The 12,078-nt window shown below is 41.9% G+C and carries 12 protein-coding genes; 5 read left to right on the top strand and 7 right to left on the bottom strand.

Features of this window, described 5'->3' with window-relative positions:
- The first annotated feature begins 2 nt into the window (after positions 1-2).
- Entirely contained in the window at positions 3-497 is a 495-nt protein-coding gene (locus tag AB6735_RS16300; protein WP_370996908.1) for an N-acetyltransferase family protein, read from the top strand.
- A gap of 63 nt (positions 498-560) precedes the next feature.
- Entirely contained in the window at positions 561-1,118 is a 558-nt protein-coding gene (locus tag AB6735_RS16295) for a hypothetical protein (protein WP_370996907.1), read from the top strand.
- A 377-nt stretch (positions 1,119-1,495) separates the two neighbouring features.
- Here the strand turns inward: AB6735_RS16295 and AB6735_RS16290 are convergent, their stop codons facing one another.
- Complete coding sequence (locus AB6735_RS16290; protein ID WP_370996906.1) at positions 1,496-3,547, bottom strand: M13 family metallopeptidase; 2,052 nt, start codon at positions 3,545-3,547, stop codon at positions 1,496-1,498.
- Between the two features lie 84 nt (positions 3,548-3,631).
- On the bottom strand, positions 3,632-3,874 hold the full coding sequence (locus AB6735_RS16285) for a helix-turn-helix domain-containing protein (protein ID WP_076373966.1): 243 nt from the start codon (positions 3,872-3,874) through the stop codon (positions 3,632-3,634).
- Between the two features lie 402 nt (positions 3,875-4,276).
- Here AB6735_RS16285 and AB6735_RS16280 point away from each other — a divergent pair, with 402 nt between their 5' ends.
- Both AB6735_RS16280 and AB6735_RS16275 read left to right on the top strand, forming a co-directional pair.
- Positions 4,277-5,416: an acyl-CoA dehydrogenase gene (locus tag AB6735_RS16280; protein ID WP_370996905.1), complete on the top strand. Its 1,140-nt coding sequence runs from the start codon at positions 4,277-4,279 to the stop codon at positions 5,414-5,416.
- Positions 5,417-5,748: 332 nt separating this feature from the next.
- Positions 5,749-6,990 carry a peroxiredoxin family protein gene (locus AB6735_RS16275; RefSeq protein WP_370996904.1) on the top strand — a complete coding sequence of 414 codons (1,242 nt, stop codon included), beginning with the start codon at positions 5,749-5,751 and terminating at the stop codon, positions 6,988-6,990.
- 87 nt (positions 6,991-7,077) lie between these two features.
- Here the strand turns inward: AB6735_RS16275 and AB6735_RS16270 are convergent, their stop codons facing one another.
- From AB6735_RS16270 to AB6735_RS16250, 5 genes are all read right to left on the bottom strand, one after another.
- Positions 7,078-7,815: an ABC transporter ATP-binding protein gene (locus AB6735_RS16270; RefSeq protein WP_370996903.1), complete on the bottom strand. Its 738-nt coding sequence runs from the start codon at positions 7,813-7,815 to the stop codon at positions 7,078-7,080.
- Position 7,816: 1 nt separating this feature from the next.
- Entirely contained in the window at positions 7,817-9,292 is a 1,476-nt protein-coding gene (locus AB6735_RS16265; RefSeq protein WP_370996902.1) for a DUF5687 family protein, read from the bottom strand.
- Positions 9,293-9,450: 158 nt separating this feature from the next.
- Entirely contained in the window at positions 9,451-10,731 is a 1,281-nt protein-coding gene (locus AB6735_RS16260) for a replication-associated recombination protein A (protein ID WP_370996901.1), read from the bottom strand.
- 60 nt (positions 10,732-10,791) lie between these two features.
- The gene (locus tag AB6735_RS16255) at positions 10,792-11,094 is read right to left on the bottom strand and encodes a type II toxin-antitoxin system RelE/ParE family toxin (RefSeq protein ID WP_370996900.1); all 303 of its coding nucleotides are present in this window, start codon (positions 11,092-11,094) and stop codon (positions 10,792-10,794) included.
- Positions 11,079-11,312 (bottom strand): hypothetical protein, encoded by a 234-nt coding sequence (locus tag AB6735_RS16250; RefSeq protein WP_370996899.1) that lies wholly within the window; start codon positions 11,310-11,312, stop codon positions 11,079-11,081. Before AB6735_RS16250 ends, AB6735_RS16255 begins: the two co-directional genes overlap by 16 nt.
- 65 nt (positions 11,313-11,377) lie before the next feature.
- Between AB6735_RS16250 and AB6735_RS16245 the strand changes: the two genes are divergently transcribed.
- The gene (locus tag AB6735_RS16245) at positions 11,378-12,043 is read left to right on the top strand and encodes a DNA-3-methyladenine glycosylase (protein WP_370996898.1); all 666 of its coding nucleotides are present in this window, start codon (positions 11,378-11,380) and stop codon (positions 12,041-12,043) included.
- Positions 12,044-12,078: the final 35 nt, after the last annotated feature.

The raw sequence follows: 12,078 nt of genomic DNA, 5'->3' as shown, positions 1-12,078 counted from the left end.
ATATGTATACTATAAGAAAAGCTACCGTAAGCGATGTAGAAACCATCATACAAATTGCCGACCAAACGTGGTGGGTAACTTATGGTCCGATATTAGAAAAAGAGCAGATCACCTATATGCTGAATGAGATCTATTCGGCAGATAAGATCAGGAAGCAGATTGAAACCGGTGAGCAAATTTTTATATTCTTATTAGAAGAGGAAGAGCCGGTAGCGTTTGCTGCCTATTCGCCACGCGAAGAAAACGCCGACATTTATAAATTGCATAAATTATACTGCCTGCCCAAAACGCAGGGCAAAGGCTATGGCAAAGTACTGATCAATGAGGTGATCCAAAGAACTAAAGATGCCGGCAAAAAAGTGCTGGAACTGAATGTAAACCGCTATAACAATGCCAAAACCTTTTATGAAAAAATGGGCTTCGCCGTTGCTTATGAAGAAGATATAGCCATTGGTCCGTATTGGATGAATGATTACGTAATGCGAAAAGAATTATAGGTAAAGTAAGGCTTTTGGAATGCCACTTATAATGAATAGATTAGTGCTATTAACCTGAATTTTATGCAGCCATTCACAAGTTCAAGATCTAAACTAAAGTTAAAAATATTAGGTTGGTATCAGATAGTAGGAGGCATCGTTGGATTATTAATTACCATTTGGCTTTTAGCTCATATCGGCCAGATAAACGGGCTAATATTGTTGTTGCTTTTGATTGTCTTTGGGCTTTATAGTTTTTCTATTTACTGCGGTCGGCTGTTATTTACAAACTATGATAAAGGGCTTAATTTATCTGTGATTAATCAAATACTTCAAATAGCTCATTTTTCTATGCTCGGATACGCTTACCAATACGTATCTGGTTTAGTTTTTGAAATCGGAATGAGCAAAAAACCAGGGTTCAATTTGATTTTTAATTTCAATTTTACTAACTCCACTTGGCAACTGTCAGTTGGAACCAGTGACAGATCATTCGTTTTAGCAATTAACCTTGTGGCTATCGCTTGGTTATACTACATTGAAAAGCTAAGAAAGACTTTAAATGCCGAACGTGAAAGTTTTGAAAACCTGAGTACGGACAAGACTCCTCAAGCTGATGTAAACATTTCGGCTGTTGAATAATGACTTTATAAAAATTAAAAGAGAATAGCCCGATAAGGTCGATTCTTTATCAGATTATTTTTCAGCCCGCGATCGGTATTATCACCGTACCACTTTTATGTTCGTTCGTTATTAACATCGCATTTATGGTACGGTGATAACACCGACCTTAAGCTGAACGCCAAAACCTTTTATGAAAAAATGGGCTTCACCGTTGCTTATGAAGAAGATATAGCCATTGGTCCGTATTGGATGAATGATTACGTAATGCGAAAGGAATTATAGGTAATAAACGTATGTCATTGCGAGCGATAGCGTGGCAATCTCTTCGCGTTTATATATGCGAGGAGATTGCTTCGTCGTCCCTCCTCGCAATGACATTATTTATATATTCTACCCTACCAGATCTTAACCCGTTTATCAGGATCCAACCACATTTTATCGCCTTTTTTAATGTGAAATGCTTCATAAAACTCAGGTACATCAGTAAATGGCCCGTTTACGCGCATAAAGCCGGGAGCATGCGGATTGGTCAATATCTGGTTAGATAAAGATTCCTGGCGATCCTGCCCAAGCCAACCCAATGCATAGCCCAGAAAATAGCGTTGTACAGGAGTTAATCCGTTGATAGTTTTTCCTTCCTTATACTGTTCGGTTTTCTTAAAAGCATCGAGCCCTATCACAATGCCCCCGAGATCGGCAATGTTTTCACCCTGTGTAGCTTTACCGTTTACATGCAGGCCGTAAATGCTGTAACCGTTAAACTGGTTCACCAGCATTTGCGCGTGTTGGGTAAACTTCACGGAATCCTGTGGCTGCCACCATGCCTTCAAATTACCTTCGGCATCAAACTGGCGACCCTCGTCATCAAAACCGTGGGTCATCTCGTGACCGATAGTTGAGGCCGCTGCATAGCCATATATTACCGCGTCATCAATATTCTCATCCTTGGCGCCAGGAATAGTAAATATGCCTGCAGGTAATACAATCTCATTATTTGATGGATTGTAATAGGCATTATAAGTTTGTGGGGTCATGCTCCATTCAGTACGGTCGACAGGTTTGCCCAGTTTGGCTGCACTGTATTTATGCCAAAAGTTATTGGCACGCATTATATTTAAAGCATAAGGACCACGATTAATTTCCAGGGTCGAAAAATCCTTCCATTTGTCAGGATAGCCTACTTTTGGCATTACCTTGCTCAGTTTATAATAAGCCTTTTCTTTCGTTTGCGGACTCATCCAGTCCAGTTTTTCAATGTGTTCCTTAAAGGTGGCACGCATGGTTTCTACCAGTTTTACATAGCGCTCTTTGGTTTTTTCGGGGAAATACTCTTTTACAAATATCTGCCCCAAAACCTCGCCCATAACTCCGTTTTCGGTATCCAGTACACGTTTCCAGCGGGGTAGCTGTTCTTTTTTGCCGTTAAGGATAGTGCCGTAAAAGCGGAATAGCTCCCGGTCAAAAGGTTTGCTCAGAAATGATCCGAAACTGGAGACCAGGTTTTTGCGGAGGTAATTTTTCCAGTCGTCTATACTATAGGTGTGAAGAGCCTTGCTGAACGCCCGGTAATATTCAGGCTGACCAACTATAACGGTATCCACATTTTTGTAATCCATTTTTTCAAATGTCGGCTCCCAGTCTACCTCTGGCACCAGCTTACTTAAACCAGCCAGCGGCATTTTATTATAGTTGTGGTAAGGGTCGCGCAGATCTTCGAGTTTACGGCTGCTATCGGCCAGCGATTTTTCAAGGGCATATGTTTGTTTGGTAGCCAACGTAGCTGCGTCAGGCTGCAAACCGATCAGTTTAAATATTGCAGGTAAGTGTTTTTGCTGATAATCGTTCCGTACAGCAACGCTATGTGCATCTGTATTAAAATAATAATCACGATCAGGCAGACCTATACCATCCTGACCAAGCTGCAAAAGGATCTTAGCGCTGTTTTTAGCATCCTGCCCGGCATAGGTACCCAGGGGGGTAGTAACGCCTATAGTACCCAGATGTGCAAACTCTTCTATTAATCCTTTGATATCTTTTACCTGGTCAATTTTGGCCAGCTCGTCTTTAAGGGGTGATAATCCTTGCTTTTCGATATCAACAGTATCCATTCCGCTGAAATAAAAATCACCTATTTTTTGGGTATTACTGCCTTTGGGGGCACCGGCTTTAAGCGCATCCTCATTTATTTTTTTCATGCGGTTGCGTAACTCCTCTTCTACCACATTCCCTATTCCCCAGGCTGAATAGGCCGCAGGAATGGGATTTTTTTTGAGCCAGGTACCATTCGCATATTTAAAAAAATCATCGCCGGGTTTTACGGAAGTATCCATGTTTTTAAACACAGGGTCATTGTCGGCATAAATTTTAGTTTTATCATTACATGCGTTAAGTACAAGCATGCTCATGGCGCATAGGATAAGGGCCACCGGCGATTTTTTTTTGATCATAAAGATTTAGTGTATGTTATAAAATACAACGGATGTATGGAATAATAGAATTTGAAATAGCAATTTAATAAAAAAAATACCTGTTTAATAAATGCCTTGAAAAAAACCTGCCAATGAAACATCAAAATAGTAACAAACCTTCCTTAATGTGTCCAACCTGATATCAATTTTTCCGGATTCTAAGCGGGCAATATTGATGTTTGTTTCGGTAAAGAATTTTTCCTGGGTTACCTGATTCTGCCTTCTCAGGTTTTTGATTTGCAGCGCTACTTTTTTCTTAAAAGCTTCGTCAGAATTGTTAAGGTATTCAAAATCAGTAAGTAGCATAGGTGGTGTCGGCTTGGATTGTAGATTGGGAAATTACTCTTATAAAAAAATAAATAACTATAAGTATTTAAAATTGCGTAAAAATATTGATAATAATATATGTCGGAACAAATATTTACTGACGTTTAAGTTAGGGAAAATAAAAAATTGTGGCAACAAAATTGTTTAGTACAACTCGCCCTGCATTTGATCTGTGAAAAAATTAAAAAATCATCTACCAATGAAAAACTTTTTTTGAATTCTCAGACGCCCAAGTTGAGATTTTTTGTTCTTTGTTTTGGGTTTAATCAATAGTTTAAATTAATTAGGGGAAAGGGAGCTTTGAAAAAAGCTCTCTTTTTTTTATGTAATAAATTTGCTATGCGTGCATAGTAATTACTATATTTATTTTTTTAAAATATCATGCATTTCGAATTTACAGAAGAACAATTAATGATTCGCCAGGCGGCCCGCGATTTTGCACAAGCAGAATTAAAGCCAGGAGTGATAGAACGAGACGAGCACCAAAAATTTCCGGCCGAGCAGGTAAAAAAACTGGGGGAACTTGGTTTTTTGGGAATGATGGTTTCGCCACAATACGGGGGGAGCGGTATGGATGCTATATCTTATGTGCTGGTGATGGAAGAACTATCCAAAGTTGATGCATCGGCATCGGTAGTAGTTTCTGTAAATAATTCGCTGGTTTGCTATGGCCTGGAAAAATATGGTTCCGAAGCTCAGAAACAAAAATACCTGATACCATTAGCCAAAGGCGAGGTGATAGGCGCGTTCTGTCTTTCGGAACCGGAAGCAGGCTCAGATGCCACCTCGCAACGCACTACAGCCATTGATATGGGCGACCATTACCTGGTTAACGGCACCAAAAACTGGATCACCAACGGAAATTCTGCGTCAACTTACATTGTAATGGCCCAAACAGATGCCGCTAAAAAGCATCATGGCATCAATGCCCTTATTATTGAGAAAGGCATGGAAGGTTTTACGATTGGGCCCAAAGAAAATAAGATGGGTATCCGTGGGTCTGATACGCACTCTCTTATGTTTACCGATGTGAAAGTGCCTAAAGAGAACCGTATTGGCGATGAAGGCTTCGGGTTTAAGTTTGCCATGAGCACTTTAGAAGGCGGCCGTATCGGTATTGCCGCGCAGGCGTTGGGAATAGCCGCAGGTGCTCATGAACTGGCTGTTCAATACGCCAAGGAGCGTAAAGCCTTTGGTAAAACCATTGCCGATTTGCAGGCCATCCAATTTAAACTGGCCGATATGGCTACAGAGATTGAAGCCGCCCGTTTACTATGCCTTAAAGCGGCCTGGTTAAAAGATCATGGCAAATCATATACCCAGGCAGGCTCCATGGCCAAGCTTTTTGCCTCAGAAGTGGCTATGCGCACTACAGTAGAAGCCGTGCAGATACATGGCGGCTATGGTTTTGTGAAAGAATACCACGTAGAACGATTAATGCGCGACGCCAAGATCACCCAGATATATGAAGGTACGTCCGAAATTCAGCGGATTGTAATTTCACGCGAAGTTTTAAAATAGTGCCTTATTATTTATAAAGAATATGTCATTGCGAGCGCAGCGTGGCAATCTCGTAGAATACAAGGCCGTCTTGCATTGTTCGCGATTGCTTCGTCGTTCCTCCTCGCAATGACACGAGGGCCACGCGTCATTAGTAACGCCGTCGAAGCATGGTGGGTAGGCCTCCGAGCTCTACCCTTCGACGGAGCTCAGGGTGACATTCTTTTTTTGAGCGTTACTTATTTGTCATATCTTTTCATACGCTATAGTCCCCACAGGTAAATAGTTTTGAAATAGCTGCCGGTTTTTATACTTTTGACAAAGTATATCAACTTAGTAGACTATTTTTAAAAATGAACTATAGATCCATCGTTACAACACTGATACCCGTTTTAATTTTACAGGCATCATTCGCGCAAACCAAACTTAAAACCGGCATATGGCGTGGTGCCCTTAAATCGAAGTCGGGTATTGATATACCTTTCAACTTTGATGTAAAAGATAATGCAGGCAAACAAGAGTTGTTTGTGTTAAATAGTACCGAGCGATTGAAAGTAACCGATGTGGTTACCAAAGGCGATTCTGTATTTATCCACATGCCCCTATTCGATTCAGAATTTAAGCTGAAACAGGAAGCCGGTAATTTAAAAGGAAATTGGGTAAGGCACCTGGGCGAACGGGATGCTTTGATCGAATTTTCGGCAGAGCCAAATACATCATGGCGTTTTACCGCAACGCCCCAAAAGCCTGCCTTTGATATTAGCGGACGATGGTCTGCTGTGATTGGTGAGGGTGACCGGGCCGATACTACAGTTGGCGAATTTAAGCAAACCGGCAACAAACTAACCGGTACCTTTTTAACCACAACAGGCGACTATCGTTTCCTGGAAGGATCGGTATCGGGTAATCAATTATATCTTTCCTGCTTTGACGGTGGACATGCTTATACTTTTACCGCAACTATTAAGGATGCGCAAACTATAACCGAAGGTAAATTTGTAAGTGTAGCATCGGCCCAATCATGGACAGCGGTGAAAAATGCTAATGCTAAACTACCCGATGCCTATTCCCTTACTGCATTGAATCCGGGGTATAAGAAAATAGATTTTACCTTTAAGGATATGAATGGCAAAGAAGTTTCACTGCAGGATGCCCGCTATAAAAATAAGGTGGTTATTGTGCAGATATTAGGTTCCTGGTGCCCCAACTGTATGGACGAGACCGCCTTTATGGTAAACTATTATAAAAAATTCCATGCCAAAGGGGTAGAGGTTATCGGTTTGGCTTACGAACGTACCAATGATTTTGAAAAGTCAAAAAAAGTACTGCAACAGGTAAAAAGCCGTTTCAATGTGCCTTATCCCTTACTGATAACGGGTTACACCAGTAACAAGGCCGAAACGGCTAAAAGCCTGCCCATGCTGGCCAAAGTAGTAGGCTTTCCCACAACCATTATTATTGACAAAAGCGGCGATGTGCGTAAGATTCACACCGGTTTTAGTGGCCCCGGCACCGGCGAATATTATACCGAGTTTATCAGTGAGTTTGAAAAACTGACCAACGATTTGCTAAAGGGGAGCCCCCCGACCCCCTAAAGGGGGAGGATGTGCAAATATGCAAATGATCCATACCGAATAAGATATTAAAAGCATTTGCACATCTGAAATCTGCACATCTGCACATCAAAAAGCGCCCCCTTCAGGGGGCTGGGGGGCGAATGTTTGCCCTACACCAAAATAATCTTCCAACTCATTTAAAGTAGATGAACTGGTGGCGATATCTTTAATGATCATGCCTTTTTCCATCAACAGGATCCGGTCGCATACATCGGTGATGTGATTTAAATCATGACTGGATACAATGGTGGTAATACCTTTATTCTTATTCGCGTCCTTCAGCATATTTTTCAGCCTGAATTGCGTGCTGGGGTCGATATTGGCAAAAGGTTCATCGAGCATTAATAATTGCGGATTTTGAAGCAGGCATGATGCCACACCAACTTTACATTGATTCCCTTTTGACAGGTCGCGAATGTATTTGCCCCGGTTTAATATCTCGCCATTGAAAAAATCGCCCAAACCAGCCAGCGTTTCATCCACCTGTGCACGGTTTTGCTGATGTAGGCCGCCGATAAAATACAGGTACTCTTCCGGAGTAAGGTATTCAATCAAAAAGCCTTCATCCAGGTATGATGCTGTGTAGGATTTCCAGTTTTCGTGCCCTGCCACTACTTCGCCGTTTGATGTTATTTCACCGCTTTCGGGTAGTATCAGGTCCAGTATCATCCGGAATAGGGTGGTTTTCCCCGCGCCATTATTACCCACCAGGCCAACGCTTTCACCTTTGGCTATACTGAGGTGCGGAATGTCAACAACGGTAACGTCGTTATATACTTTTTTTAAGTTCTTTATCTCAATCATATTATTTATTTCTGAAGCCCTCGGCTATCTGGTATCTTTTGGAGTAATAGTCGGCCTCCAGTTGTTTTATCCAATAATTACGGGTTAGTATAAACAGAACGGCTATAATAGTCAGCGCAATTAGTCCCATATCCTGATGTTTAAAAACCATAAAGGGCAGGTAAATAAGATATGGTGCCAAAATGAGCGGGAACGACAATAACAATTGCGTTGCGCCAACACCCTCCCAGTTAAATGATGCGCCTTTTGACAGATCGATGCGTTTATAGTTGCGGTTAGCAAAAAACAATACCATGGTAGTATTGATGCCGATGTTCCATAGATACATCACAAAATGCACTGCTAATATCTTCCACCCAAAATAAACATACGGAGTGGTTAATAAAAAGGCTACGGTTGATACCATGGTAAACAGCAGGTATTTTGCCTTTAAAAAATCAGAGAAACTAATGTTACTCACCAGCAGGCCGTCAAAATGCGAGCCCTGCCAGCTAAACATGAACTGACCGTAACTGATAATAAATATACCGGTCATGAACATACCCACAAAAATATACATAGCCTGACCGTACTCCCTGTTGGTATAAAATATAAGCCCGTAAAACATAAAGAACAAACCCATAACCAGGGCCGAGCGTGGGCGTTTATTACGGAGTATCAGCTTTATTTCGTTGGCTGCCAGATCACCAACAGCGCCAAAGCGGGCAAGGATCGGAATATCGGTACTGCTTTTATAGTTTTTTATTTTGTGCGCGGTAAGCGTTTCCAGATACATGTTTTGTTTCAGGTACAGGAAGTTAAAGTAGTACATCACAATCCCTAATGCCAACGGCACAATGGCCAATGCCGGTATAGTAACAAAGCGACCGAAAAAAGCATAAGATATATCATGCAGGGAGTACAGGTGCCACCTAAAATCGCAGGTGGTGATCAATATCAGTACAGCAGCGGAAACCAGGAAAACCCAACCGTTTAAGTTCGATTTTCTTTTGATGTACAGCGCCAGGTAATTATTAAAAACGGTAAGCCCAGCTACAGCCACAATAAAAGCAAACGCGGTTATAAAACCAGAGTCGGGAGCAATGATCTTGAATATAAAGGGCAGAAATAATACAAATGGCCATAAGTTAAATACCGAAAAAACAGCGGTGAGCGCCAGATACCTTACCAGAGTATTTCTTTTAATAGGCAGGTGCAGATAAGGCTGTACCCTTAACGTGGGTAATTCCTGTAACTGCAGGCGCATCAACAGATCAAACAGAAAGTAGATCAGAAGGATACCACAGAATGATTTAACCAGATCATCATTGGTAAATATTTCGCCCAGGGCCTTATCTAAAAAGATGCCTACAAATAATACATTTAAAAATAAATAAAGGATAAGCAGCGCCATAACCACACGTATGGTAACACTTTTACCTGTGTTTTTTGATCGCCAGAAAGCTTTTAGTTCATGCCTGATGAAAGTAGATACCATGGGCTGTTTAAAGTATTAGGTTAAGATTGGGCTCAATATACAAAATAAGAAACAAGATATTTTAGAGTCAAGAAATAAGAGTCAAGAGTGTGAAAATAAAAACGCTTAACTTTTTCTCTTGTCTTAATCTTGACGCTTATTTCTTAATTCTCTCATCACTAATATTTATATCTGTCGCCCCAGAGCTTTCTTAGTTTTTCTTTTGATTCGTTCTCTTTGGCATTGTTGCCGGGTTGATAGATCTGGGTGCCGCGGATAGCATCGGGTAAAAAATCAAGATCGGTAAAATTGCCTTCGTAGCTGTGGGCGTATTTATAGTCTTTACCATAGCCCATATTCTTCATGAATTTGGTTGGCGCATTGCGCAGATGCAGCGGCACAGGCAGATCGCCGGTTTGACGCACCAGTGCTATAGCCGCCCCAATAGCCGTTGTAGCGGAATTACTTTTGGCCGATGTAGCCAGATAAATAGCTGTTTGCGATAAGATCAACTGCGACTCAGGCATGCCGATCTTGTTAACCGCTTCAAAACAGCTTTGTGCCAGTAAAAGGGCGTTGGGATTAGCATTGCCTATGTCTTCGGAGGCCAGGATAAGCATCCTCCGGGCAATAAACAGCGGGTCTTCGCCACCTACGATCATGCGGGCCAGCCAGTACACCGCGCCGTTAGGATCGGAACCACGCATGGATTTAATAAAGGCCGAAATAATATCATAATGCTGTTCACCGGTTTTATCGTACAGGGCCATGTTTTGCTGCACATGTTCCAATACTACTTCATCGGTTAAAACTATTTCAGGTGTATCAAAGGCATTTACCAGCAGCTCGAATATATTGAGCAACTTACGGGCGTCGCCGCCGGAAAGGCGGAGCAGTGCCTCATGATCTTTAATGACGATCTTTTTATCCTTCAATACTACATCCTCCTGCATGGCTTTGTCCAGCAGGTTAAGCAGGTCTTCTTCGGCCAATGGTTGCAGGATATATACCTGGCAGCGCGACAGCAAAGCCGAGATCACTTCGAACGAGGGGTTTTCTGTAGTGGCGCCAATGAGGGTTACGATGCCGCGTTCCACAGCGCCCAACAGCGAGTCCTGCTGTGATTTGGAAAAGCGGTGGATCTCATCAATAAACAGTATAGGTAATGTTTCGCCCAGTTCTTTCAGTTGCGATGCTTTTTCGATCACCTCCCGTACATCTTTTACACCTGAGTTAATGGCGCTCAAAGAAAAAAACGGCCGGTATAATGACTGTGAAATAATATAAGCCAGAGTTGTTTTACCAACCCCCGGAGGTCCCCAGAATAACATGGATGGCAGCGAGCCCGATTCAATGGCTTTACGTAAAACCGCGCCCGGCCCTACAAGGTGTTTTTGCCCCACATAATCGTCGAGCGATCCCGGGCGCATACGTTCGGCTAAAGGAGGCAGATTGTTCATAAAGGTAAAATTCAGAAAACTAAATGCTAAATCCTAAAAAAATTAGTAATTTAATCGGCGTTAGATCTTATTTTTCCTGGGATTTTGCCTGTTATCAATAAAAGCAATCAGTTCAATGCGTTGGCTTTTGGGTTTTACTCTATAAACCAACGAAACTTGTTTAATGATTACACCGATATGGGTATGTTTTATTCTGGCAGATTTACGAAACATTAATGGTTGAGTTTGTAATGTTTCGAGATATTCGTTTACACGGGTTGTAAAGTTGAAGATCTCTTTTTCTGTCCAGTGTTCTTGTAGATAAGCTATTCTTTTGCCAAATGTTTCAACAGCTTTTCTGGTCCATACTATTTCAATCCCCATTTTCCGAATAGTTTTACCACTTCGGCATGCGGTACAGTTTCGCCACGATCAGCTTCTGAGATACCCTCCAATATGTCTTTTTGCTGCTCAGTTCCCAGTTCATCAAACCAATCGGCTTTTCTGCCAGATAAAAAAGCTTTCACATCCATAATTAAACCCTCATCATTGGAGTTCAGGATAGTTTGTAAAAGACTCAACTTTTCTGCTTGAATGTCCATACCATTGAATTTAATGCTAAAATAATTATTTATTTTGTGAAAAGCACCAATTGATCAACATCCCCATGTTAAAACAGTTTAACCATTCTAATTACCATTCCATTTGTGATAAACTGGCGCAAGCTGATGCAGACCTGGCCAATATTATCAAGGCGCACGGTTATCCGCCCTTATGGTCGCGGCCCAATACTTTTGAAACTTTGGTACATATTATTCTGGAGCAACAGGTTTCGCTGGCATCCGCTTTATCAGCATTAAATAAATTGCGGGAGTATATACAGGAGATCACCCCGGCAAGGGTATTGCTTTTAACGGACGAAGAATTTAAAGCCTGTTATTTCAGTCGTCAAAAAACCACGTATACCAAATACCTGGCCGAGGCTATCATCAGCGGACAGATCAACCTGACCGAACTGGAACAATTGCCCGACGATGTTATCCGGGCCAAATTAACCGCCCTTAAAGGCATCGGCAACTGGACTGCCGATGTATACCTGATGTTTGTACTGCAACATGCCGATATTTTCCCCATAGGCGACCTGGCGGCAGTGAATGCGCTGAAAAGAGTAAAATCATTACCCAAAGAAACCACACGGGAAGAATTGATAGCTGTAGCCGAAAAATGGGCGCCATATCGTACGGTGGCCAGTATGTTGTTGTGGCATTATTACTTGTCAGCTCCAACCCCCCGGCCCCCTAAAGGGGGAGTGGATAAGCAGGTTGGCTCTTAAAATTGTGATATAAAAAACGCGCGGCTCCAAAGAGC

This window comes from Mucilaginibacter sp. RCC_168, from assembly GCF_041355315.1.
Classification (GTDB): Bacteria; Bacteroidota; Bacteroidia; order Sphingobacteriales; family Sphingobacteriaceae; genus Mucilaginibacter.
The sequence above is the reverse complement of the archived record's forward strand: the minus strand, read 5'-3'. Positions and strand labels throughout refer to the sequence as shown.